This is a genomic window from Chitinophaga sp. sic0106 (assembly GCF_019219075.1).
GTDB lineage: Bacteria > Bacteroidota > Bacteroidia > Chitinophagales > Chitinophagaceae > Chitinophaga.
On sequence record NZ_JAHUWJ010000007.1, the window covers coordinates 122,949 to 148,145 of the forward strand.

The following is a 25,197-nucleotide window of genomic DNA, read 5'->3' on the forward strand; positions in this document are numbered from 1 at the left end:
TCTTATTTTTTCTCCGGCAGCGCTACAAACCTGATGCAGTTATCACCGCTCAGATAACGCTTCGAAGCTTTACTGATGGAACTTCCGGTAAGTTTATTTAAACGCTTTTCTACATCCGGAAGTGGCTTCAATTCCTCTTTCTTTTCCACGCTGCCAGCTATATATTGCAGCCAGAACTCGTTGCTCTTCACCTGCAATTCATATTGCTGACGTAAACCTGCTTTATATTTCAGCAGCTCATCGCCGGTGGCACCATTTTTTTGCAGGTTATTGATATCTTCCTGTACCAGTCCTACCAGGTGCTCCACATGTTCCGGTGCGCAGCCAAAGGATACATTAATGGAGAAACGCTGGTCCGGTTCCCGGGTCATGCCGCCCTGCACGGATGGCGTGTATACTTCACCGGCAGTTTCGCGCAGGCTCGTCAGCAGCCGGTACTGAAGTATTTCGGAGAGCGCCTGCAGCTGCATGCTTTCCTCTTCGCTGTATTTGCAGTCGCCATTATACACCAGCAGCACGGTGGCTTTATTGTCCTGCCCTTTTTCTACGGTTTTGATCAGTTTACCTTTTGGCACGCTGGAATGCAGGATTACCGGTTGTTCATGGCGATTCAATGCCGGCAGTGCACCCAGGTAAGTTGCAAGTAATGGGGCAATGCTATCGGTGTTGAAGTTACCGACAAATACAAAGTTCGCATCTGCTGCATCGGCAAAGCGGTCCCGGTAGATGTCATAAGCCTTATCCAGGCTCACACTATCCAGCCGCTCCTGCGTGATGGGGCTCAGGCGGTAATGATAGTTGCTCAGTACAGTGCTGACGGTATCACTGAATACATTACCAGGATTATCGTATTTATTGCGGATCTGCTCACGGGATCTGGCGATTGCATTTTCAAATAACACCGTGTCTTTACGCGGCGCGGTGTATCGCAGGTAAATTAATTGCAGCGCGGTTTCCAGGTCATCCGCGGTACAACCGCCGTTGATACCCTGACTACGGCCACCTATATACGCACCTACAGCGGCAGACTTACCATTCAGCATGCGCAAGAGCTGTATCGGTGAAAAGTCGGCCAGACCGCTGCCGGCGATAATTCCGATAGTATTGGAAGCCGTTGGATAGTCGGCATTGCTGTATTTGTTGATGCCGCCCGGTGCGAACGACATAAACTGGATCTGATCATTCTTATACGTGGTAGGTTTCAGCCATACTTTCACGCCGTTGCTAAGCGTGAGCTGCTCTGCGCCTACCGTCGGAATCTTCGTACGGGAAACAATCTTGCCGCCCGCCGGCACTTTGCTCAGCAGCACATCGTTGGCCGCTACTTCTTTATATTGCTGCAAAGAGGAAGCTCCTACTTTCGCCAGCCATCCTGCTACAGCGGCGCTATCCGGAAGGTTTGCCTTTTCCCGCTCCGGCCCGGCTACAAAAATATCACGGTTAGTAGATGCGATGTATTGACGCGCCACCTCCTGTATATCAGCCAGGTTAATGGCCGGCATTTCCTTCTTCATAAAATTATACTCCCATTCGAAACCCGGTGTAGCCGCACCTTGCAGGAAGTGCTGCTGGTATTCTGCCACATAGCTGCTGGATGGTGTTTTGCTGACTTCCTTCCTCGCCTTTTCCAGGTTAGTCATGTAACCGGTTTTGGCTCTGTCCAGCTCCTGTTGCGTAAAACCATAACGTTTCACCTGCTCCATCTGCGACCATGCCATTTCAAAAGCTTCCTCCAGCTTGCCCGGCTTGGCGGTAACAGAAAATCCAAACTGCTCCAGCCCGCCGGTAAGATTGCCAATGCCTGCCTTAACACCCAGGAACGGCAGATTTGCCTGCTGACTCAACTCACTCAGCCGGTAGGCCATCATCTGGTTAAACAAGCCCCGTTTCACGGCATTGAGGTAATCGGTGGTGGTCTTCAGCTCCGTGCCTGGATGCTTTACCAGTATTTCCAGCTGAGTAGCCGTAATTTCAGGATCTGTCATGCGCAGCCACTGGTTTTTACCCGTCAGCTGAATGGTATAGTCAGGTCTGGGACGGGCATTCTCCGGGTTTTTAAGACTGGCAAACTGTTGCTTTACCTGTTGCTCTACCTGGTCAGGATTAATGTCTCCCACTATAATCAAAGCCTGTAAATCCGGCCTGTACCAGTCATGGTAAAAACGTCGTATAGCCGCTACCGGGAATGTTTTCAGGATAGTATCCGTACCAATCGGTGAGCGGTAGGTATACTTTGAATTATTTAAAATAACCGGCATTGTTTTTTCCTGTAGTCTTGCGCCCAGTCCCTCTCTCAATCGTTTTTCCTCCAGGATAACACCGCGCTCCTTATTGATATCGTCCGTTTCCAACAGCGCGCCCTGTGCCCAGTCGCGCATAATTTCAATGCCTTTGGTTACCAGGGCAGGGTTATTGGTAGGGATCGGCAGCTGGTACACCGTTTCATCGTAGGAAGTGTAGGCATTCAGGTCCGCCCCGAATCGTACCCCCACTTTCTGCAAATAGTCCACCAGCTCATTTTTAGGAAAATGAGTAGTGCCATTGAAGTTCATGTGCTCCATGAAATGCGCCAGTCCTTGCTGGTCGTCATCTTCCAGGATTGATCCCACCTTGTTTACCAGGTAGAACAGCGCCCGCTGCTGCGGCTCCGCATTCTTACGGATATAGTAGGTAAATCCATTTGGCAGCCGGCCTGTACGCACAGCAGTATCCAGCGGAATCACCTGCGCAGTGGCGGTATGTATTGCGGCAGACACCAGCATGAGCACAGCGGCTGCCTTATAACGTTTATGCATATACGTTTTATATTTTATAACATTTGCAGAATACCTTCATTCTCGATAATGATCATCCCCTGTCGGTCAGTAGTGATACCTGTTTCCAGCCTGTAGGTGTAGGTGGGCACGTGCGCTTTCATCACGGTGGGCAGGAAGCGGAACTGTATCTGATCGCCCGCTTTCATCAGTTCATGCCCCACTTCGAAGATATGCGTGGAAATGATAAAGAAGCAATCCCGAAAGGATGTAAAGGCCGATGTAACCGACAAAGTAGCATCATAAGCATCTTTCACATTGGTACCTTTAAACAGCTCATCGAAAATGATGAAGAGAGATTTACCGGCAGCCACTTCTTCCGCTACCGTCTTCACTCGCAGTACCTCCGCATAAAAATGGCTATACCCTTTGTTGATATCGTCGGGTACGTTTACCGAAGAATAAATGCCATCCAATACAGAAAAGCGCAGGTTTTTAGCCGCCACCGGGAAACCCATATGCGCCAGGTAAACCATGATACCAGCGGACTTCATCAGGGTGGACTTACCAGCCATATTAGCACCGGTTAAAAACAGCACATTACTGGCACCACTAAACGTCAGCTGATTACCCACCGCTTTTGCCAATCCGGGATGCCTGATTTCTTCGGCAGCAATGGTGTTATGCGATTTTGGCAACGCCACACCATAGGAGAAACCACTGTCACGTGCAACCCTGGCTACCGCTATATACAAGTCAAGTTCATAGGTAAGCGCCAGCATATTTTTCAACTGCTCCCGGAAAACACCGGTCAGCAGATGGTGTAGTTTAACCATTTGGGAGAAGGAAATATCCCCGGAAGTAAGGCCCTGCAGCCGGCTGTCCTGCACTACATTCCTCACGACCACTACCCATTTTTCCCAGGGGGAATTTTTGTCCCATCCATTATTTTCGATTTGCACGAGCAGTGTTTTGCAAACCTGCAACACCGCCATGGTGCTGCTAATCCTTTCCTGCTCCTGCTGAAAAGCCTCGTCACGCAACAACATTCCGGCTATCTTCTTTCTGCCCACATGCAGGAACGATAGCAGCCGGTTACTATCTGCCCCTTCTTCTACATACGCCTCCATTTTATCCAGCGCAGCATCCTCAAACGGGAACTCCGCCGGATGTTGGGTAAAATATTGAAAAATAGCACTGCGGGTATTTATCTGACCGGCATCTGTCAAAGGTTGCTGAAACATGGCTTCCAGCAGCTTCTCCGCTCCTCTTGTTTTCACCTGGTTAAACAGGCTGAACACCGAATGGGGATTGTATTTCCCGAGCAATGATAAATCGTCCAGTGTTTGTTTATCAGCAATAAAGCTCATGGTAATTCCTTTATTGTTTTTTCGGGTTAAGAATATCCAGTATTCCTTCATTTTTAATAATCAGCATACCGTGCCTGTCCGCCGTAATACCGGAAGTCAGCTTGTGCGTGTATACGGGCCTGTTACCTTCCATTAACGTTGGCAGATATACGAAATTGATATTGCTGCATTGCTCTTTGAGTACCTCCCCGGCTTCAATGATGTGTGTGGACACCACAAACATACAGTTCTTCCTGCGGGCAATAGCGCTGGTTACCGCTATGGTAGCCTCATAGGCGTCTTTCACGTTGGTACCGCGAAACAGCTCATCGAAGATGACAAACAGGTACTTATCCCGGCTCAGCTCCCGCGCAATATTTTTTATCCGCAATACCTCTGCGTAAAAGTGGCTGGCGCCCTGCGTGAGGTTGTCAGGCAAATTGATAGTAGTGAAAATACCATCTCTTACTGCAAACTCCATTTTGGAAGCAGGCACCGGAAAGCCCATCTGCCCCAGGAACATGGCTATCCCCAAGGCTTTCATGAAAGTGGATTTCCCAGCCATATTTGCACCGGTCAAAAAAATCACATTATCTGATAATGAAATTTTAATACTGTTTACTACGGGAGATGTAAGCGCTGGATGGTAAAAATCCTCGAGGGTGACCTGCTGCAGCGTTTTCTCCAGGGCTACCGGGAAAGTAAATTTCCGCGTAACGGCCACCTTCGCTACGGATAAGTAAACGTCTGCCAGGTACAGCTGGTGTAGCAATTGCTTCATCACATCCCGTTGCCGGAAGCGGAGTATTTTGTCGTACTCCGCTACCTTGGCAAATGATAATTTCTGTTTCACGGACTCCTGCAACAACGGTTGAATTTCTTCCAGTTGCAGCAGTGTATCCGCTACCGTTAGTTCGTTGTTATGCGGGATATTTTTAAGCCGCTCCCGTATGGCACCGGCAAAGGATACTGTCGTCTGCAGAATTTTGATCAGACTTTCTACCCCTCTTTCAATACCCTTGTACGCGTTATCACCGGCGATGAGCTGGTTCAGCTTCCTGCCCAGCGAATCCTGCTGGTCGTTGAGGCGACTCCGCTCATCGGTGTTTTCCAGGTATTGCTCCGCCGCATCAAACCAGGTAACCTGGTACGGGAAGGGTAATTCTTCCGCAGCAAAGGCGCGGATAACGCCGCTGCGGGCATTGATCGCCGCTACATCCGACAACGGATTACGGAACATTTCTTCCAGCAACTCCGCCGCTCCCCGTGTATAGGTATTATTGAAGATGGCGTATACCCCATCCGATCCCTGCTTACCAAAAATATTCAGGTCCGAAAGCGTTTGTTTATCTGTCATTAAACTCATACCGCAAGCGATTTATTTTCTTTTTCTTCTGATGAGCAAGATGGTGCTACCGATCAGCAGGAGTCCCGGAATAACATACATCAGTCCGCACTTCACTACTTTCAGGCTGGTTTTGGTGAGGGTGGTTTCGTTGTCGGAAGAGCGTGGGCGACTTACATCTACCGGAACGGTGCCGTACGACAGCCAGCCGAATGTACCCGGAATGAGGGAGAAGTTGGCCGCGCCGTATCTTCTGATCGGTGGCGTCATTCCGCCGTTACTGATGCAATCAGCATCTCCCAAAACCATAATACGCTGTTCTTTATTACCTACTTTCCTGGTAAGTGCCAGTGCAGTTACAAAGCTATCCAAACGCTCGCCGGCAGCAACATCCACAGTAGCCGAGTCATTTACAAAATCGATGGTATGCACCTCGTTCCAGGTTTTCATGGTATCAATGGTTTGCAGGATAGGCGTAGCAGTAAAGCCTTTATTTTCCGCCATTACAAGGCCGGCTGATTTCACCATCCCCACATACTGATGACGTTCTATCATCGTTTCAAATACCTCTGAGACTTTTTTTGCCGCAGGGGTAGCCACGCACATTACTACATTGGCTGCCACATCCTGTTTAGGCTGTACCAGCTGGCCCGGGATGGTTTTTACGCCAAACTGCGCAATAAATTCTTCCATCACCGTGGATCCTGGTTTCAGGGTCACCAACAGGTTACCGCCGGCAGCAATGTAAGCGTCAATTTTCTTTTTCACTACGGAGTCCATGGCGTCTTTCATATCTGCAATCACAATCACATCTACTCCTTTTGGAATTTCCTTGTTGCCGGAAAGGTCAAGTGTTTCCACATCGCAGCCCTGGTTGGTCAATGCATAACGGAAGGTTTTTACAGAGGAAAACAGGGTATAGTCCTTTATGCGATCTCCCGCTATAGTTCTCTCTCCCTGGCCGCCGAGGAAGCCTATCCTGGGCAGCTTCATCACCATACGTTTGAACATGGCGGATACTTCTGCCTCATTCGGGAATTTGAACATATCATCGTAAATCCTTAACCAGGCCTTCTGTCCGTTTTCTCTTTCCACCAGGCGTACAAAGGTGTTTCCTTCGTCGGTCAGGTTTACCTGCTTTTTAATTTGCTCCGGAGTCAGGAACATATCAAAATCCAGGTCCCGCAGTTCTGCCTCTTTACGTGCCATTTCCGCCAGGGTTTTACCTTTATATACGAAATCGAGGCGTGGGTTGTTACTAGGCTTATCGTAGTAATAAACGTATTTGAGTTTTGTTTCCGGCTTGAAACGGATGTATTGTTTCAGGCGCTGTTTATCTTCATTCACCTGGCTGGGGATACCGTTGTAATATTCTCTGTCCAGCAGGTTTACATAAGTGGTAATGGTTAACCCGCCAGTGAGCTGATGCATGATTGCCTGGCTGTTTGGCGTGAGTGTATTACGTTTGGTTTCGGATGCGTCATAATAAGCCATCAGCATGGGTCTGGAAGTAGCATATCCCAGCATCATGGCCGCCACCACTACCAGGCTGTACTTGCCCCAAACGATAGCGAAGCGCTGGTGGGTGCGGTTAGCCTGCAATTTCTGAATGCTCAGCGTCAGGAACATCATGATTACAATCACGAAGTATAACACATCTTCACTGTTGATCAATCCAAGAATCATTTCATTACAGCGGCCGGAGATGGACAGCCAGTAGGTGATATCCCGTACAAAGCTGATATCCTGCCATACCTGGTTCATGTAACTGAGGGCTGCCAGCAGCACCAGCGTTCCCAGTGCAGCTACTACCTGGTAGGAAGTGAGGCACGACATAAACAGGCCAATGGCTGAATAGGCACACATCAGCAGGTAAATGGCCAGCAATCCGGAAAGTACCGAAGGCAGATCAAAATGATCCACATAAAACATCCCGATCACTACATATACCAGGATCACTGCCAGCAGCAACCCGCTGTAGATCATCATGGCCAGGAACTTTCCACGGATAATCTGGGAAGAAGTAACGGGAGAGGAATATAATAGTTTGATGGAACCACTGCTGAATTCACGGCTCATCAGTCCCATCGTTAGTAAAGGCATATACAGGTAGAGGTACTTTTGTACCGCAGGCAGCAGCCCCATCTGGCCGGCGAATATATTGGCTGTGATGAAGGAATTCCCAAATCCTATGTTTTGTGCATGCAGCACTTCTTTCAGCAGTCCGGCAAATACCATCCCCGTCTGAAAGGCGAATACGACCAGGATCATCCAGGCTATGGGCGAATAGAAGAGGGTAAATAATTCAGCCTTGGCGATTTTATAAACACGTCTCATGAAATATTTTTTATCAGGTTTTTATTTGTTGGTTTTCTTGGACAACCTGGCGAATACTGCATCCAGGGAGCTCTTTTCTACCACGAGCTCCATCAGTCCCCAGTCGTTTTTCACACTTTCAGCAGCAATGCGCTGTGCGGTTTTCTTTTCTCCGTCGTACCCCAGGCGGAAACGGTATGGTGTAAGCTGCTCTACAGATTTGATTCCTTCCTGAGCCATCAGTACTTCATTTAATGGCGGTGAATCCAGAGTAATCACCAGCGTATTGGGTTCTATATAGTTGTTAAACATCTCCAGGGAGCCGGAAAACACCATCTGCCCTTCTTCGATCATTTTGATCTCGCGGCAGGTAGCCTGTACTTCGGTGAGGATATGGGTAGAGAGTAATACAGCACGATCAGTAGAGATGTGCTTGATCAGGTTGCGCACTTCTACAATCTGGTTGGGATCCAGGCCATTGGTGGGCTCATCCAGCACTACAAATTTCGGATTATGTACAATGGCTTGTGCAATGCCCACGCGCTGCTGATAACCACCGGAAAGGTTGCGTAATAAACGATCGCGGAAATGCGCTACACCACAGCGCTCCAGCGCATCGGCCACAGATTTCTTTACCTGCGATTTTTCTACCATGCGGAGGTCGGCGCAGTAGGTCAGGTATTCTTCCACGGTGAAATCATAATGCAGTGGTAGCTTCTGCGGCATGAAGCCTATATTTCGTTTAGCCGCCACCGGGTTATCTTTCAGGTTAACACCGGCGATGAATACCTCGCCTTTGGTCTGTTTTAATACACCACAAATAATGTTCATGGTGGTGGACTTACCAGCTCCGTTAGATCCTAGCAGGCCAACAACGCCCTGACCGCTGATCTCAAAATTTATATCTCTTACCGCCCATTGAGCCGCATAGCGGTGAGACAAGTTTTCAACTTTTACGATGGTGTTTTCCATTCATTACGGATTGTTTATTCAATAAAATAGCAGGTATAGGCAGGGCCTACACATTGCTGATGTGTTTTTTTAAGATGCAGGGAATCAGGTGGCGACCCGCTTTTCAATCCCGGGGGCAGTACGCCCCCGGGTGAAAAGGATAGTCAGGATTAATAGGTCGCATTCGCAATAGCGCGAACATCAATATTGTACGCGGACTTAAAATAGGCAACTAACAAATCGAACTTCTGCTTGATCAGCGGGTATTTCAGGTACGCCGCCATCTGCGCATCTGTGCGGGTGGTCAGATGCAGGATATAAGCATTGGCATCCGTAGGCTGTGCCGTGCCCCAGGAATAGGTACCGTAATACCATTCTGAAGCAGCACCGGACACGGGATTGTAACTACCTGGCAGGAACCCGCGCTGGCGGAAAGCCTCCAGGTTCGCCGGATTATTGATCGCATTGATCGGGTACGCCGGTGCGGTTACATAGTCCGTGAGCTTGTAAAAAGACGCTGGTATTTCCACAATTTTATTTTGGAGGTAATAGGCCCAGATAGCGCTCGTCAGCACGTTCTTACGCTTCACCTTATCGGCCGGCGTCATTCTGCGCAGGGAGTCGTTCATACCGGCAAAGCAGATAGCTTTATCTATCACCTTATAGTCGGAATATAAATATTGCATGTTGGGTGGATAGCCCGGGCCGCGATTGGTTTTAATGGTATCGGCCAGCAGCACCCGGTAAGGGATGCCCTGTGCTTTTTTGAATGATTCCGGCAGGAATTTCAGCCAAACGTCGTCCAGGAAGGTCAGCATATCCATTACATATTCCGGCTTACCTAATACGGCCGTATCTATCTTGGAAGCGCTGCCGCCTGTGGAGGGTACCCATACAAAATCCTTTTGGGTAAATACATAAAGGAAGTAAGAGCCATAGGTGTTATATAGCTGTTGGATCTTATCGTTGGCCGCTGCCGGGGCATTGCCCTGTGGCAGCGTATAGTCGTGCTCCAGCTCTGCCGGAGGTCCTATTTTTTCGTCTTTCTTACAGGCGAAAAGCATCATACTACAGATACAACTGATTATAAATGTATGCTTCATGTGATGATATATTGCTTGTGAGTAATTATTGTCCAACCCTGTCTGGCGCCATGCCGGAGGGGTTTTGTTTCAATTCAGCATTCCTGATCAGCAGGCTGGTGGCAAAAGGCAGCGTGTAAGCCGGATCTTTTTCTGCCAGTTTATATTCCAGGATGGGTTCTCCCGGTTCATGCTGGTAGCGGTGTGAAATGGCCGGCATACCATACCGGCGCAGGTCAAACCAACGGAAGTTCTCAAAGCAGAATTCCTTGCGTCGCTCTTCCCGCACTGCCAGCAGTAAGGCAGCTTTATCAGCAATGGCTACATCCGTGTATCCAGGAATACGTGTACGGCGCAAACTGTTCAGGTCATTCAGCGCTTCCGGCAGTTTGTTCAGCTGCACATAGGCTTCCGCTCTGTTGAGCAGCGCTTCCGGCGTACGGAGCGTTTGTCCGAGGTCGATACCCGTAGGCAGCTTTACCACCAGCGGTACAAAATTGTTGGACTGCACCTGGATACCTTTGGTGATCCTTACATCCGCCGGATCAAAGCTGCCGCGGAAAGCCGCCGAAGGGATATAGGTACTCTGATTCGGTTGGGTGTTGCCACCATACAACCATTCCACCTCAGGGTTAGCGTAGCTGAGCCAGGTATTGGCTGCCAGCGCAGTCAGGTTGGTTAACACCCCGCCCTGGTCAAATACTTTGTTGGCTTCATCAATAGCCTCCTGGTATTTTTCCATGTACAGGTATACCCTTGACAGGAGGATATGTATGGCTGGCTGGTTGATGTGATAATCCTTCCGCACGATCGGCAGCGGGTCCATGATAGCAGCGGCTTCTTTCAGGTCACTTACCACCTGTGTATATACCTCTTGTACAGTGTGCTGCTTCAGTGGCTTGTCCGTCATGCCGGAACTGAGTTTCAGCGGCACGCAGAGCGACTGTGGATTGTAATTATACGGCTCGCCGTAAAGGTTGGCCAGGCGGAAATAGTAGAATGCTCTAACGGCGAGCGCTTCTGCTTTTACGCGGTCTTTGTCCTTATCGGAACCAATGGACTGATCAATATTTTCAAGGACGGCATTACATCCCATGATCCATTTATAGTAACTGGCATAAGGTGTAGCAGCAGGATCTTCGCTGATGCGGTCCCCTACTCCGTTCATATCGGCCAGCCTGGGCTGCCAGGTATAATAGAGATAATTATATTTCGCATCGTATTGGCCTACCGGCGATTCCTGGCCGTTGGCGTATTCGATGAACAGGTCCACATCATCATCCATGAAATACACCAGGTTCATAGGCTCTGAATTATTCATATAACCAGATCCTATTAACAGCTCGCGGTAGTCGATAGCCGTTTTAGGAATTACTTCACTCTGCGATTTTTCTTCCAGGAACTTACTGCAACCGGAGAAGGTCAACAGACCTGTAACACCAGCTAATATTAATGATTTAAATTTCATGCGCTATGGTTAGAGTGTCATGTTAAAAGAAATAGACGCCATTCTGCGTGCAGGCCAGCCGGCTGTTTCAGGATCATATCCTCTCCACTTTTTATCAAACGTAATCAGGAAAGGATTGGTCAGGCTTACCGCAGTGCTCAAACGTTTTATATGCACCTTTTTCAGCATTACCGGATCAAACTCATAGTTGAGAGAGATGGTACGGCAGCGGATAAAATCAGCATTGGCGACCATAAAGTCTGACATATTATATAACGTATACGGCGACACGCTCAATCCCGGATTTAAGGTCGGCAGGCTGATTTCAATGTAGCGCGGATTACCTGGCGGCACTGCCGGGATATTGGTGTACAGCTCATCCCCTGGCTGTTTCCAGCGGTCCTTCAGGATGCGTGGTACATTTTGTTCCGGTGTAGGTGCACCACTCACGTTATAGTAAGCAGGCACACGTTTGGCGGCACCGAAAGCCATGGCAAACTGTGCATAGAAAGTAATATTCCTGTAGCGCAGGCTGGAGTTGAAACCACCGGTAAAATCGGGTTCCAGTTTACCGGATCTCACGAGGTAGTCCAGGTCGTTGGCCGTTGGTTTGATGTTCAGGTTGTTAAACATCGGCACACCGGTTTTACCATTCAGGCCGGCATAGGAATAGGAATAGAAAGTGGTATAAGGCTCACCATTTACAATAGCGGTACCATTCAGGTAATCGTCTTTCGTATTGGTTCTTTCGTTTTGCGTGAGTTTATTTTTCGCTTTTCCGGTGTTCACGGATACCTGCCAGGTGATGTCTTTTGTTTTCACCGGCATCACGCTGATGATGAGGTCATACCCTACGTTTTCCATCCTGGAACCAAATACGGTAGCGGCGCTCATACCATTCTCCACCGGCACCTGGCGGGAGGCCAGTACATCACTCACTTTGCCGTAGTAGTTGGCAGTTGCGTTCAGGCGGCCGTTCCAGAAGGAGAAGTCGGCACCGAAATTATACGACCTGGTTTTTTCCCAACCCAGATCCGGATATGGCAGGGATTTAATATTGAGGGTATACTGTTTGAAGATGTTACTCAAACCACCGTCGGTAGCGATCAGGTAAGGCGATACAGCTTCCACGGCATTACCCTGGTAGCCATAGGTTGCAGAAAGGTCAAATGCGTTCAACCATTTTTGTGAACTCATGAAGTTCTCATTGGCCACACGCCATCTGCCACCTACAGACCAGGTTGGCTGGAATCTTTTATTTTTATCCTGCCCGAAGCGGTTAGAGGCATCCAGGCGGGAGTTAAAGTTGAAGATATAGCGGGAGTCGTAGCTGTAAACAGCCGTGATATATTCACTCAGGTAGTTACTACGCTGGTTGGTGATACCAGAATTGGTGCGCATGGCCTCGTTGAGGTTGTCAGCACCCTGGCGGGTCAGCAATGCCGGCATTAAAGGCACGGGTGCATAGCTTTCACCGCGATAGCGCAGGTAGCCGTAACGGGTATTCCTGTTGGATTCCAGCAGGCTGGATCTGGCTTCAATACCACCTTGTAAGGTAATATTATGGCGCAGGCCAATGAAGCGGTTATACACCAGGCTGTTGCGGAACGTATAGCCGTTGTTGCTGGCATTCTCGAATTGTGCCAATCCTCCAAAAGGCAGGCGGCTGCCTAATTCCTCCGGTGAATTTGCCAGCACGGTGCCGAATTCATATCCTCTTGTTTGCGTGATATACCAGGATAACTCGGTACCATATGATTTAGCCGTGGAGGTGGCGGAGGTATAGGATAATAGTCCCTGATACTCCAGTCCTTTGGCTATTTCATAGCGTACATCCAACGTGGATGCCAGCGTGGTAGCCGTATTCTTGTTACCTGTGTTATCTAATTCATTTTGTATGTTATAGAGATAGGAGAACTTATTGGGATACACCGTACTGCCTTCTCCTAATTTTTCATGATAGAAAAAGGTCCCATCGTCATTGTACATCGGGATCGTACGGGAAGTTTTGTAAGCGTAATCAAAAGGGTTTACGCCGTAGGCAAAACCATTTGTTTCGCGGAAAGTACCGTTGAGCAGGAAGTTCACCGTTAAGCGACTACCAAACCGCAGGGTGGTATTGGAAGATGCGGAGAAGGTGGTGAGGTCATTACCTTTTGCTTCCCCTTTTTGCTGTTGCATGCTCAGCGAGGTTCTGTTGGTAATTTTTTCAGAACCGCCGGAGATGCTGATGCTGTGGTTTTGGTTAAAAGAGTTGCGGAATAATAGTTTGAACCAGTCGGTATTCTGTTGTTCCAGCTTTCTGTATTGTTGCTGGTAGGTGTTATAGTCGATCTGTTTTGACTGCAACTGCTGGATTAACGCGGCGTAGCCGATAGGCAGCAGCGTGTTGGTATAGCTATCGCGTCCTTCGTAGATCTCTTTAGAAAACTGCATTAGTTCCTGTGAGTTCATGAGGTCGTACATGCTATAGTCGGGCCGCTGGCCTACGCTCAGGTTATTGTTATAGGAAACTGACAATGATCCCGGGCGTGCTTTTTTGGTGGTGAGCACTATCACCCCGTTGGCTGCCTGTGAGCCGTAGATGGCGGTTGCGGAGGCATCTTTGAGTACGGTGATGGTTTCAATATCATTTGGGTTGAGCCAGGAAATGGCATTAGAAGCCAGGAGGCGTAGCTCTTTCACGTCGCCGGCGAGGGAACCGTTTCCGTTTGGAATAGGCAACGGATCGCGCTGGATTACCCCATCCACTACCCACAGCGGCTCCTGGTTACCCAGCAGTGTGGAAGTACCGCGGATGCGGATTTTTGGGGCGGCGCCTACCTGTCCGGATTGCACCATTACGGACATACCAGGCACCACGCCTTGCAACATCTGATCGATGGAGGTTTCACCAGCTATCTTAATGGAATCGGCCCGGATGGAGTATACAGCGCCCACGTACTTGTCCTTATTGACGTTCATGTAACCTGTAACTACCACGTTATTCATTTCATAGTCCTTGCGGTTGAGGATGATGTTCATCACCAGGTTATTACCGTCTGTTACCAGCAGGGAGCTGCTTTGCTCTTTCTTAACGGCGTAGGCGGTATAGCCATTGGCGGATTTACGGACGCCAATTTCCAGCGGTTCGAAACCTACCATGGTAATCTGGAGGATGGCTTCTTCAGGGAGGTGTGTGAAGTAGAAGGCCCCGTCGCCGGCGGTGATAGTACCGCTGGCGGTGCCTTTGATGCGCACCGATACACCGGGGAGCAGTTCCCCTGCGGAGGAGCGGACCACACCGGAGATGCTGATAGGTGGCGCTGCTGCGGGAGTGGCAGCGGTCTTGCGCGACAATACAATTGTTTTGTCTTTGATCAGCCAGGTTACCGGGAGGTTGCTCAACATTTCATCCAGCAGCTCTTCCAGTGCCATCTCTTTGGCGGAGAGTGCTACTGTTTCCGATTCGCTGATGACGTTGGTATTACTGAATACAACATAGCCTGTTTGCTGTTTAATGGCAGAAAATACTTGTTTGATAGGTATAGCTTTACCCGATATCGTAACGGATTGTGCATGTCCTGCGGCCGATACCTGCAGGATAGCCATAGTTAATAGAATGATGGTAAGACGCATAGCGAGGCAGATTTTGGTAAGGCCACGACGCTTCCCTGCATTATCAGGGGGCCAATAGCGTTTTTTTTGCATAAATTGCATGAGATTTGGTTGTTTAAAAAATGAGAATTGCAAAAGACCATTTGAAATAACTAAGTCGGTTATACCGTCACGGCCGCAATCCGTGGCGGTTTTTTTTCCTTCTTCGTTGATTTTATCAGGCAATATTGTCCCGGGCCGGTATTTCCGGCCTTTTATTTTTACATTCCGATATGCTGTTAATTATTTATTCAAAACTATCAACTTCCGTCCTTCCACTCTAAAGTCTACTTCTGTTCTCTTTAAAATCTCTAACAAATCTGTCAAGGCTATTTGTCGGCTCATCTCTCCTATAAAACGGGTACGAGGTATGCCATTTTCATATACTACTTCAATATCATACCAGCGTTCCAGCTGGCGCATTACTTCTTCGAGGCTGGCGCCGTCGAAGTTGAACAGGCCATTTTTCCAGGCCATTACTTTTTCCAGGTCTGCCTGATCGGCCAGGCTTACCTGCTGATCAGCCACTGCTGCCTGTTGACCAGGCTTCAGCACCAGGCTGGTATTTTTACTGCCGGCCAGGGCGATTACGCGCACGCTACCATCTGCAAGTGTGGTGCGCACCACGGCTTCGTTAGTATAGGCGTTCACGTTAAAAGAGGTACCTAATACTTCTATGGCAGCCTTATTGCCTACTGCTACAAAGAATGGACTGTTAACATTCCTGACTACTTCAAAATACACTTCACCGGTCACCTCCACTCTTCTTTCGTTGGCAGCGAAGGTGGTAGGGTATCTGATGGAGCTGGCGGCGTTCAGCCATGCCCTGGTACCGTCGGGCAGGGTAACCTGAAACTGCCGGCCTTTAGGCGTAGTCATGGTATTAAAATCCAGCTCACTATTTTTGCTGGCAGTGGGATCATAAATTAATTCACCGGAGGCTAATATGACGGAGGCTCCTTTTTGGCTGGCGATTACGCCGCTTTGCATACTGTCGAGTATCAGCTGGCTGCCGTCTGCGAGGGTGAGTACCGCGCCTTGCGAGCCCGGCTTAATATCTGCCTGGTGTACGGCCAGCTGGCGGCCCACATCCTTTTGATGGGTGGACCAGAAATAACTGCCACCTGCGATCAGCAGAACGGCTGCGGCAGCGGCCCAGCCCCATTTTTTCAGAGGGTGTACCCTAATTACTTTTGGCTCGGCGAATGCAGGAACGGCTTCGCTGATTTTACGGATCATCCGTGCGGAATCATAAGCGTACAGTTGTTGCAGATGAGCCGTCAGCTGCCGCTCATCTGTCATTTCTGCAAAAAGTGCACGGTTGGCATCGGAATCGTTGGTCCATTCCGTGAGGTGCTGCTGTTCTTCTGCAGTAATACTGTTGTCCAGGTACTTACCGATTAATTCGGCGATATAATGACTATTCTCCCTCATGATATACTACTAAAACAACTAACACTTCATTATATACCGGTCTGTTTAAAAAATATTTTTACCGGTCCAGCATGGTCAGGGCTGTGATAAGGATGGGCAAGGAAAGTAACTTATTTTTAAGGATGGCTGTACGCAGTAAAGCCACACCTTTGGCTTTTTGGTTAAGCACGGTTTGATAGGCAATATGCAGTTCGTCGGCAATTTCAGCGGCGCCGCGGCCTTCGAGGATGGCGAGTCGCACCACCTGCTGGCATTGAGTTGGCAATTTTTCTATTTCCTGGTGAATGAGCTGCATCACCTCAGATCGGATATAAGCATGTTCCACATCGGCAGAAAAGCGCTCCCCTGCTTGTCCTATGGCCTGATGTATATCACTATGACGTTTGGCTGCTTTCAGGTAATTCAGCGCTGCATTTTTTGCAGCGGTATATAAAAATGATTTCAACTGCGCCAGTGAAGGGAAATCTTCTCTTTGCTGAAAAGCTTTAATGAAACATTCGGAAACGATATCCTCAGCGGCCATAGTATCGCCTATCAGCTGATCGGTAAAAAAGCACAAGGCCTTTTGGTATAAGCTATATATTTCCAGCAATGCTAATCGTTCGCCCTGCTGAAATGACTGAATCAATGCTAGTTCCCCGTATGCTTCGATGGTTGACAATTTTAATATTTATAGGTGCGGGAAGTCACAAACGCTGGCAGAAAATGTTGATTTTGCATAAAAATGCAAAATTGATGAAAAACAAATCTAAGGTTTATAACCTTAAAAAAATAGCATCATTGTGAATTATTATTGAAAAACAACTAATTATCCGTTGTTCGGGCACCTAATCCTCTCTATAATAAAATTTCTTAATACTATTTTCTTCCTGCTGATTTTGATCATTCTGGATATAGGTAATTACAAACTCCAGTCCGTCTGCTTCATTGTATTCATTACGATAAGTGGCCATGGTTAACTGCTCTTCCGGTTTTTCCGGATTCATGAGGCGGGTTTCAACGGGATTCCCTTGCTGATCCAGCTTTTCAACCGTATGCTGTAAGGGGGTAAACTTGTTGTTGGCAATAAAATCCTTGTCGAAATACGGAATGTATCCCTCCATTTTATTTTCCCGGAAATATTGGTGCAAGGCATCCAGGTCGTAATACCCAATGGCAATTTCCAGTGCAGAAATGCCGGCAGATTTTTTAGTCAGCCTATCTTTATCAAGGATTGCTTCCGTTGTTTTATAAAGGTATAACTGACCATTATACCTGCCATACCAGGTTGTTTTTTCTACCTGGTTTTTTGTATTATAGAGATATTTTTTCTCCGCTGCCAGAAATTTCAGGCCTTTGTGGGAATGAAATGTTTGCTCCAGTGCCAGCAAACCGTTATTTTGATAAAGGTAGTTGACCTGGCTCTGAAAAATATCATTCTTCAGGACAGCCTTGGATAAAGTGGCGCCTTTGCTGTCGTACACGTAGTTGGTGGTGATAATACTTCCATCTGCCAGTACCCTTTTCTCCGAAACCATTCTGCCATTGTTGTAGGTATATTTCACACTGTCCTTTTCCTCATAGGCAATGTTGTGGGTATGTTCCTCCAGGACCACTCCCTTCTCCACCTTACATTCTTTTATGTAATGCGCTTCCTTTACGTTATGCCAGTTGGCCGTTGCCAATAATGCCGGACCAGCTTTCTCAAATCGTTTATACGTCTCCGTTGTATGGCTGTACCTGCTGAGCTGATAGCTTTCGCCGGTGTGAATGCATAAGGTCAACTCAGCACTGTGGGTGCCTGCATTTGTGTCCTTGTATGTATCCAGGGTAGCGATGGTCTGCTTTCCCTTGTTGAAGAATGTTTCTTTGATGGTGGTTGTACCGGCGTGGCGGTACACTTCTTTGTAAAGCTTCATAGGGGGATTAATTGCGTACTAATGTAGGATTATTTTTGATTTAGATGGTTGCTTTAAAAAGCATTAGACTCAAAGTTATCTTGTGACACTTTTCAAAATTCCAATAAATCTCTCCCTAACCCAACTCCTGCTATATGATTAAATCATTGTTTTTCCACCACCCTTTGGGGTGACAATAAAAACAGCTAAATTTGCGCAAAAAAAATATGGAACCCCTGACAACCCAAGTAAACACAACAGAAGAGCCATTGATCCGACTCGCACTTAATCATTATCTCGAAGGACGCCCGGTAATTGACATGGAAAGGATGCGTGCAGCATTTCACCCAAGTGCAAACATCAGGACTGTCATTGATGGGGAGTTACGCCAGTGGCCATTGCAGGAGTACCTGGACCTGGTGGCACAAGCAACCGTGGTACCATGCCAACCCGAAGTAATTTCATTTAACTGGGATGGAGATACCGGTGCTGCAGTTGTGCATTTAACATTTGACACCTTCCGGTTCATCGACCGGTTTAACCTGATGAAGTTAGACGGCAGATGGCAGATTGTGGATAAGGTGTCGTACCGGCAAGAGTTATAATGCTTAAACAACAGCTACTATAACCAAAAACCCGCCACTACGGCGGGTTTTTTCATGAAAGCGCCTATAAACTGCTTTGATCTTACCAAACCATGCCGTACCTTGTTATCAGCAGCTAATGCCAACTGCGTGTAATCCCTCCCGATATGAAACTTATTGCATCCCTGGCAGGAACGCTCCTGTTCTTTTGCAGTCTTCCAGCTTGGGGGCAAACGCCGTATATCCTCAATGGCAGCACCAGGCAGAACAGCTGCAACTGCTATGTACTTACGCAGGACAACACTTTCCAGAGCGGCACTGCCTGGAATAAAAATAAAATCAACCTCGATCAGTCATTTGACTATGTGTTTGATATCAACCTTGGCTGCCGCGATGCCGACGGTGCGGATGGCATCGGGTTTATCCTGCAAACAAAAGGGACCAACCTGGGCGCGAATGCGCAGGGCATTGGATTTAAAGGCATCACCCCTTCGCTGGGAGTCATCATTGATACCTACCAGAACTTTGATGAAAGCGACCCATCCTACGACCATGTGGCCATTCAAATGAACGGACTTTCCAATCACAGCAGCGCCGGCAACCTGGCAGGCCCGGTTACCGCGCTGGCAAACAGTAACAATATCGAAGATTGCCAGTGGCATCTGTTCAGGATCAGCTGGGATGCGGTTACCAAACACCTGGAAGTAAGCATAGACCATCAGCTTCGGCTGAGCATTGATAAGGACCTGGTTCACGACATCTTTGAAGGAGATCCCGAGGTATTCTGGGGCTTTGCCGGCAGTACCGGTGGCCAAACCAATGTCCAGCAGTTTTGTGCTGCCCTGCGCCCGGAATTCAACTTCGATCCGCAGCAGATATTCTGTGAAGGCACGCCAGTGCAGTTCCTGGACTATTCCAGTTCTTTTGGCGCCATCACCCGCTGGTGGTGGGACCTGGGAGACGGTACCCAAACCACGCTCCCGCAGCCGCCCGTTCATACTTACCCGGCGGCCGGTAATTATACCGTGAAGCTGGTCATTGAAGATAACAGCGGTTGTGTATCAGATACGCTTAAAGCCCCTTTCACGCTGGGTTCCTATCCAATAGTAGATCTGGGGCCAAATCCATTTTGCATTGGCATGGACCAGCTGATGACAGACAAAACCACCGTGGCAGTAGGTTCCCCCGCTGCCTGGCGCTGGCAATGGGATGATGGCAGCAGCAGTAGCGGTAGCAATCCTGCCCAACCATACACACAACCAGGCGCTCATGCCATACAACTAACGGTAACGACTACACAGGGCTGCGCCAGCACTGCCACCAAAACGATTCAGTTCAACGCTGCTCCTTCCGTTACCGCCACCGGCACCAGTGTATGCCTCGGCGATCCCAGCATTTTTACCAGCACCAATCTAACACCTGGTATTCCCGTAAGCCGCTATGTATGGCAGTTCGGGGACGGCACACAAGGCAACGGACCATCGCTGCACCACCAATATAAAGATACCGGCAGTTACCTGGTTACACTGTATGGCGTTAGCGATGAGGGCTGCAACTCCCCCGCTGTAAGGGTGCCGGTGAAAGTAAATAACGTATATGCGCAGGCGGGAAATGATACTATCATTGCCATTGGGCAGCCGTTGCAGTTACAGGCAGGGTGGACACAACCCGGCCTGGTGTACCATTGGGAGCCGGCAACGGGACTCAACGATCCCTACAGCGCTCACCCGGTGGCTTACCTGCAAAAAGACCAGACTTATAAATTAACGCTGCTTTCTCCGGAAGGCTGCACCGCTACCGACTATATTAACGTCAAAGCCTATACGGGCCCTGAGTTTTATGTACCCAATGCCTTTAGCCCGAACCATGATGGCAGAAATGATGTATTCAGGGTAATAGCTGCCGGCGTTCCTAAACTGGATTTCTTTTGTATCTGGAACCGCTGGGGACAGGAAATTTACAGATCAAATGACCTGCCTGGAGGCTGGGATGGTACCATTAACGGGCAACCGGCACCTGTAGATACCTACGTTTGGATGGTTCAGGGAGTAGATTATTTAGGAAGAAGATTTGGCCGCAAGGGCACGGTTACGCTTATACGCTAATTTTTTACGGGAGATGGTAAAGCTGCGTGGGTAACATCTCCCTAAAAAAAGAAAAGAGATGCCATCGACATCTCTTTTCCTTTTCAATTATGGCTGCCTACATAAACCGCCACTTAATATCCTTATACACCACTTTCATTCCCTGCTTATTATCCACTGTTGCCTGGCCTTTCCATTTACCCTGCTTATCTTTTTTAGCGCTAAGCTGGTACTGTACATACTTCCCTTGCTGGTAGTCGAATGATTCACCATCATCGTCGTATAGCTGGGAGCTGCTCTCGGATTCTCCATAGTGGCGGATCTCCAGCGGAAGCTGCTCACCCGGCGCCGGTGTATGCAATACCGGTGGGATCATTGGTATAATACCTCCATCCTTTACATATACCGGAATCGTGTTCAGTCCAGGCTTTGCGGTGATGATACCACCATCCCCTACGAATTCACCGGTATAGAAATCATACCATTTACCGGCAGGCAGGATCACTTTTCTGTCGGCCTGACCAGCAAACATAGGGGCTACCAGCAAATAATCCCCCAGCATATACTGATCTTTCACATCCTTTTTCAGAGCTACCTGGTAAGGATTATTAGTACCATCCAGCGCCGTTTTTTCTGCCTTATCCTGGTAGGAGAAACCCTCCACCAGGTTCATGGCTCTGATAGGAGGTTTACCTTCCATATAATATTGGGAGAAGGTAGTATAAAGATATGGCAGTAACTGCATGCGCAGCAAGGCCACTTCTTTTACCTGCGCTTCCACTTCAGGGAAACTCCATGGCTTGGTACCATCGGCCCAGGCGTTCAGCATGGCCATGGGCGAAAAGCAGGCGGACTGCATACGTCTCAGCCATTCTTCTGCTGATTTGGAAGCCCTTACTTCCGGCGTCCACAGTACCCCTATAAAACTGCTATTGCATAATGCTGTTATAAAATCATGGTGGTCATAGTAGTCATTATAAATAACATATGGGAGAGATGAAGCACCTGCGTTGGAGGCACGTACGAGGCCATAGGTACGGGTATTCTTTTCTTTAAACCATTCCGCTGTGGCACGTTGCATCAGTACACCAAATAACTGCCGCATCTGCTCAGCGCTGGTTCCGGAAGGGAAGGTAGCTACGTCCGGCCATATCCATTTATCATAACCATCTACTTCATCTATTTTATAACCGGAGATACCGATGTCCAGGTGTTGTGTTTTGAATAAGTTCTTGTACAGTTGCTGTGCTGGTTGTAAAGTCAGGTCAGGTACCAGGCCATTCCACACGGTATGCGTTCCTGACAGGGGCTTTGCCTTTTCATAAAGCGAAGAGGCAGGTGACAAGTAAGGGTTGAGCCATAAATTAAGGCGTACCCCTTTTCCTTTCAGTTCCTTTGCCAGCGCGGCCGGATCAGGAAAGCGGGATTTATCCCATTCGAACGTACAAGGATATGCTTTGGTTTGCCATCCTGGTTCCAGGCCAATGAAATCGAGCGGGAAACCATGTTCGTTGAAACTCGCTGCCTCTGCCCTTACCTGGTCGGCGGTTGACAACGTAGGCATACGATGCGTGAAACCCAGGCCCCATTTAGGAGGCAGCACACCACCGCCGTTCAGCAGGTTGTAACGCTGCACTGCTTCCATGGAGTTTTTTCCGGCAAAAACATATACTTCTGTACCGTTGGTTGGCACCAGTATTTCCACGGCATCGGAATAAGGCTGGGAACTCCATTCGGAGGAGGTATTCCTGTCATATACCTTTGGCGGATGTGCACTGTTGACCCGCACCGCAGTGCCGGCATAAACAGTGATATACCGGGCGCTGTTGATCAGCACTCCATATCCGTTACTGGAAACATAAAAAGGTACGGGCGCATGTGAACGGCCGTTGTCTACCCCGCCGTAGTGGTCCATGTGCAGGTTCAGCACTTGTCCGCGGCGGTTAACGGTCTTAAACTGGAGCCCCAGGCCGTATAACTGTTCTTTCTCTTCCAAAGGAAAACGCAGGTAAACTTTTCCATCCCGCAGCTCTGCTTTACAGTCGGCCTGCGCTAACGGGAATGCCCGTTCTCCCAGCTTTTGCAGGGCCTCCGTTCTGGGGCTGCCGCCTGCGGCTACAAGTGGATTTAATTTGTCGGGCTGCCCTACCGCGGCTTTCCAGATACCTGGCGCTACCTGCTCCCATTGCAGGGGCACCTGTTGCGCCTGCGCAAATGATCCGGAAAAAATGCAGATCAGGAATAAAAATAATTTCGTCTTCATAACTTCATTACAGGGGATCAAATGTGCCTCCCCGCTGCTTTTGTATTTAAGATGTCATCCTATTCAGCCTTGTACAGCCAACAGGATAGTTTTTCAGAGTGGAACGTTTCCGGAATCACTTAATTTATCGGATTGATTTTCATTGTAAGTTATGGTAGATATTAGTTACTTATTAGTAGCATTTGCGCTAATCATAGCTAAATTTTAGCAAAGCAGCGTTAACCGCCTGCCCTTCAGGATGTCAGCCGATGCCTCTTGTTATCTAAAATAAATTTCACTTGCAAATCATAGCGGGTAACGGAAAGTGATTATGAAATATTAAAAAAGAGTACGAATTTCGTCACAACCCAATTTGATCGCTTACCATGCAGGAAAATAAAGGCAAACAAACAACCACGCAGCAGGATGACCTGGGGATAAAGGTCCGCTCAAACGAACATCCTTACCATTCAGCGGATACCCAAAAAAACCTGCTGCAACCCCGCAGATTGTCTGCTTACTTTATAGTGCTGATTGAAAGTGGCTCCATTACTTATAATGTGGCATCACAGGAGTATACACTTACGGCCGGAGACTTACTATTTGCCATGCCCAATCAGCTGTTTATACCACCGGATAAACCAGTGGACCTTAAATATTTCAAATTGCTGTTTGATGAAAATACACTGGCCTTATTGCCGCAGCAATTTCCTTTTTTGGTCAACCCGTTTAATTCACCTGTCATAACACTTGACAAAGCTGCAAAGGAAAGAACAATGCTGATTTTCGGCATATTAAATCAGCTGTTAAATCAGCGTAATACCGACACTGAAATCACGTTAGCATATCTGAATTTATTGTTAACAGAAGTAAACAGTGCCTATTTCAAGAACACACAACCGGTTAATATTTTAAATGCAAACCTTTCAAAGTTTATTGAGTTCAAATTAGAGGTGGAAACCTCGCTTACAGAGCAACCTTCCATTAACGCCATTGCTGAAAAGCTGGCGCTGTCGACCAACAGCCTATACCGGATTGTAAAGGAATACACCGGCACCTCCCCAAAGGACTATTTTACAAACCGCCTGATGGCGGAAGCACAGCGGAAATTGCGTTATTCCAATACTTCTATCAAAGAACTTGCCTACGAATTAGGATTTAATGACCCCGATTATTTTTCCAGGTTATTCAAAAAAAGTACAGGAAAGAGCGCCAGTGAATTTTTACCCAGGCAAGATTCGTCGGGTGAATAAAGCGATTTGTCCATCCCCCCTATTTTAGGCCCGGCTACTTTTGTGGTATAAAATTCATACCGCATGAAATTTGCATTAGTAACAGGCGCCAACAAAAGCATTGGCTTGGAGGTAGCGCAGCAACTGGCACAGGAAGGGATTTATGTCTTCCTGGGCAGTCGGAATTTAGATAATGGCATAGCAGCTGCTGGTACATTGAAAGCAATGGGATTAAACAATGTGGCAGCCATTCAGCTGGATGTGACGGACGACACTTCCGTTATGAACGCCCGCCAGGAAATAGGCAGGCAAACAAAAGTATTAGACATCCTTATTAATAATGCCGGTATTTTCGGAGGTCACCCACAAACGGCGCTGGATGCAACAATTGATCAGTTCAAGACAACCTATGACACTAACATATATGGTGCAGTAAGGGTAACACAGGCATTTATTGATTTGTTAAAAGCATCTTCTGCCCCCCGCATCGTAAATGTAAGTTCCAGCCAGGGGTCCATCACACTCCACAGCGATCCTTCCTATAAGTACTACGACTACAAAGGGGCCATTTATCATTCCTCCAAAGCGGCGCTGAATATGTACACGGTGGTTTTAGCATATGAGTTTAAAAACACGCCTTTCAAAATAAATGCGGTGTGCCCTGGTTTCACAAAAACGGACTTCAACAGGCATATGGGTCCGGGGACGGTGGAAGATGCCGGTAAGCGGATTGTGAAATATGCGCTGATTGGTGCTGATGGGCCAACAGGGAAGTTTTTTAGTGAAGAAAATAATCCTGATACAGGGGAGATACCGTGGTAGCGGAGGCTCACTTTTACAACGGTAACTTGACAGTCCTCCATCA

The 25,197-nt window shown here is 48.1% G+C and carries 16 protein-coding genes; 4 read left to right on the forward strand and 12 right to left on the reverse strand.

Annotation, left to right across the window (positions count from 1 at the left end):
* Positions 1-2 precede the first annotated feature (2 nt).
* The 11 genes from KW844_RS12555 to KW844_RS12605 all read right to left on the reverse strand — a co-directional run bounded on the left by KW844_RS12555 (position 3) and on the right by KW844_RS12605 (position 18,211).
* Positions 3-2,795: a pitrilysin family protein gene (locus KW844_RS12555; protein WP_218377083.1), complete on the reverse strand. Its 2,793-nt coding sequence runs from the start codon at positions 2,793-2,795 to the stop codon at positions 3-5.
* A gap of 14 nt (positions 2,796-2,809) precedes the next feature.
* On the reverse strand, positions 2,810-4,123 hold the full coding sequence (locus tag KW844_RS12560) for a DNA mismatch repair protein (protein ID WP_218377084.1): 1,314 nt from the start codon (positions 4,121-4,123) through the stop codon (positions 2,810-2,812).
* Positions 4,124-4,133: 10 nt separating this feature from the next.
* Complete coding sequence (locus tag KW844_RS12565) at positions 4,134-5,468, reverse strand: DNA mismatch repair protein (RefSeq protein ID WP_218377085.1); 1,335 nt, start codon at positions 5,466-5,468, stop codon at positions 4,134-4,136.
* 12 nt (positions 5,469-5,480) lie between these two features.
* A complete protein-coding gene (locus tag KW844_RS12570) occupies positions 5,481-7,784 on the reverse strand; it encodes a Gldg family protein (RefSeq protein ID WP_218377086.1) in 2,304 nt (767 codons plus the stop codon).
* Between the two features lie 21 nt (positions 7,785-7,805).
* Positions 7,806-8,735 carry an ABC transporter ATP-binding protein gene (locus tag KW844_RS12575; RefSeq protein WP_218377087.1) on the reverse strand — a complete coding sequence of 310 codons (930 nt, stop codon included), beginning with the start codon at positions 8,733-8,735 and terminating at the stop codon, positions 7,806-7,808.
* 149 nt (positions 8,736-8,884) lie between these two features.
* A complete protein-coding gene (locus tag KW844_RS12580; protein ID WP_218377088.1) occupies positions 8,885-9,817 on the reverse strand; it encodes a hypothetical protein in 933 nt (310 codons plus the stop codon).
* 25 nt (positions 9,818-9,842) lie between these two features.
* A complete protein-coding gene (locus KW844_RS12585; protein ID WP_218377089.1) occupies positions 9,843-11,264 on the reverse strand; it encodes a RagB/SusD family nutrient uptake outer membrane protein in 1,422 nt (473 codons plus the stop codon).
* A 9-nt stretch (positions 11,265-11,273) separates the two neighbouring features.
* A complete protein-coding gene (locus KW844_RS12590) occupies positions 11,274-14,933 on the reverse strand; it encodes a SusC/RagA family TonB-linked outer membrane protein (RefSeq protein ID WP_218377090.1) in 3,660 nt (1,219 codons plus the stop codon).
* A gap of 189 nt (positions 14,934-15,122) precedes the next feature.
* The gene (locus KW844_RS12595) at positions 15,123-16,313 is read right to left on the reverse strand and encodes a FecR family protein (RefSeq protein WP_218377091.1); all 1,191 of its coding nucleotides are present in this window, start codon (positions 16,311-16,313) and stop codon (positions 15,123-15,125) included.
* Positions 16,314-16,371: 58 nt separating this feature from the next.
* Positions 16,372-16,974, reverse strand: a complete 603-nt coding sequence (locus KW844_RS12600; RefSeq protein WP_218377092.1) for an RNA polymerase sigma factor — start codon at positions 16,972-16,974, stop codon at positions 16,372-16,374.
* A 166-nt stretch (positions 16,975-17,140) separates the two neighbouring features.
* On the reverse strand, positions 17,141-18,211 hold the full coding sequence (locus KW844_RS12605; RefSeq protein ID WP_218377093.1) for a hypothetical protein: 1,071 nt from the start codon (positions 18,209-18,211) through the stop codon (positions 17,141-17,143).
* A gap of 206 nt (positions 18,212-18,417) precedes the next feature.
* Here KW844_RS12605 and KW844_RS12610 point away from each other — a divergent pair, with 206 nt between their 5' ends.
* Both KW844_RS12610 and KW844_RS12615 read left to right on the forward strand, forming a co-directional pair.
* Positions 18,418-18,795, forward strand: a complete 378-nt coding sequence (locus KW844_RS12610) for a nuclear transport factor 2 family protein (RefSeq protein ID WP_218377094.1) — start codon at positions 18,418-18,420, stop codon at positions 18,793-18,795.
* 146 nt (positions 18,796-18,941) lie between these two features.
* A complete protein-coding gene (locus KW844_RS12615; RefSeq protein ID WP_218377095.1) occupies positions 18,942-20,879 on the forward strand; it encodes a PKD domain-containing protein in 1,938 nt (645 codons plus the stop codon).
* Between the two features lie 97 nt (positions 20,880-20,976).
* On the opposite strand, the gene KW844_RS12620 is transcribed toward KW844_RS12615, so the two are convergent.
* Positions 20,977-23,121 (reverse strand): TIM-barrel domain-containing protein, encoded by a 2,145-nt coding sequence (locus KW844_RS12620; protein ID WP_218377096.1) that lies wholly within the window; start codon positions 23,119-23,121, stop codon positions 20,977-20,979.
* A gap of 365 nt (positions 23,122-23,486) precedes the next feature.
* On the opposite strand from KW844_RS12620, the gene KW844_RS12625 reads away from it, so the two are divergent.
* Positions 23,487-24,353 carry an AraC family transcriptional regulator gene (locus KW844_RS12625; RefSeq protein ID WP_218377097.1) on the forward strand — a complete coding sequence of 289 codons (867 nt, stop codon included), beginning with the start codon at positions 23,487-23,489 and terminating at the stop codon, positions 24,351-24,353.
* Between the two features lie 63 nt (positions 24,354-24,416).
* Complete coding sequence (locus KW844_RS12630; protein WP_218377098.1) at positions 24,417-25,154, forward strand: SDR family oxidoreductase; 738 nt, start codon at positions 24,417-24,419, stop codon at positions 25,152-25,154.
* The last annotated feature ends 43 nt before the right edge of the window (positions 25,155-25,197 follow it).

Bases quoted from the DNA above. Each gene is read 5' to 3' on its own strand.
- KW844_RS12555 (WP_218377083.1), bottom strand. From the start codon at position 2,795: ATGCATAAACGTTATAAGGCAGCCGCTGTGCTCATGCTGGTGTCTGCC.
- KW844_RS12560 (WP_218377084.1), bottom strand. From the start codon at position 4,123: ATGAGCTTTATTGCTGATAAACAAACACTGGACGATTTATCATTGCTC.
- KW844_RS12565 (WP_218377085.1), bottom strand. From the start codon at position 5,468: ATGAGTTTAATGACAGATAAACAAACGCTTTCGGACCTGAATATTTTT.
- KW844_RS12570 (WP_218377086.1), bottom strand. From the start codon at position 7,784: ATGAGACGTGTTTATAAAATCGCCAAGGCTGAATTATTTACCCTCTTC.
- KW844_RS12575 (WP_218377087.1), bottom strand. From the start codon at position 8,735: ATGGAAAACACCATCGTAAAAGTTGAAAACTTGTCTCACCGCTATGCG.
- KW844_RS12580 (WP_218377088.1), bottom strand. From the start codon at position 9,817: ATGAAGCATACATTTATAATCAGTTGTATCTGTAGTATGATGCTTTTC.
- KW844_RS12585 (WP_218377089.1), bottom strand. From the start codon at position 11,264: ATGAAATTTAAATCATTAATATTAGCTGGTGTTACAGGTCTGTTGACC.
- KW844_RS12590 (WP_218377090.1), bottom strand. From the start codon at position 14,933: ATGCAAAAAAAACGCTATTGGCCCCCTGATAATGCAGGGAAGCGTCGT.
- KW844_RS12595 (WP_218377091.1), bottom strand. From the start codon at position 16,313: ATGAGGGAGAATAGTCATTATATCGCCGAATTAATCGGTAAGTACCTG.
- KW844_RS12605 (WP_218377093.1), bottom strand. From the start codon at position 18,211: ATGAAGCTTTACAAAGAAGTGTACCGCCACGCCGGTACAACCACCATC.
- KW844_RS12610 (WP_218377094.1), top strand. From the start codon at position 18,418: ATGGAACCCCTGACAACCCAAGTAAACACAACAGAAGAGCCATTGATC.
- KW844_RS12615 (WP_218377095.1), top strand. From the start codon at position 18,942: ATGAAACTTATTGCATCCCTGGCAGGAACGCTCCTGTTCTTTTGCAGT.
- KW844_RS12620 (WP_218377096.1), bottom strand. From the start codon at position 23,121: ATGAAGACGAAATTATTTTTATTCCTGATCTGCATTTTTTCCGGATCA.
- KW844_RS12625 (WP_218377097.1), top strand. From the start codon at position 23,487: ATGCAGGAAAATAAAGGCAAACAAACAACCACGCAGCAGGATGACCTG.
- KW844_RS12630 (WP_218377098.1), top strand. From the start codon at position 24,417: ATGAAATTTGCATTAGTAACAGGCGCCAACAAAAGCATTGGCTTGGAG.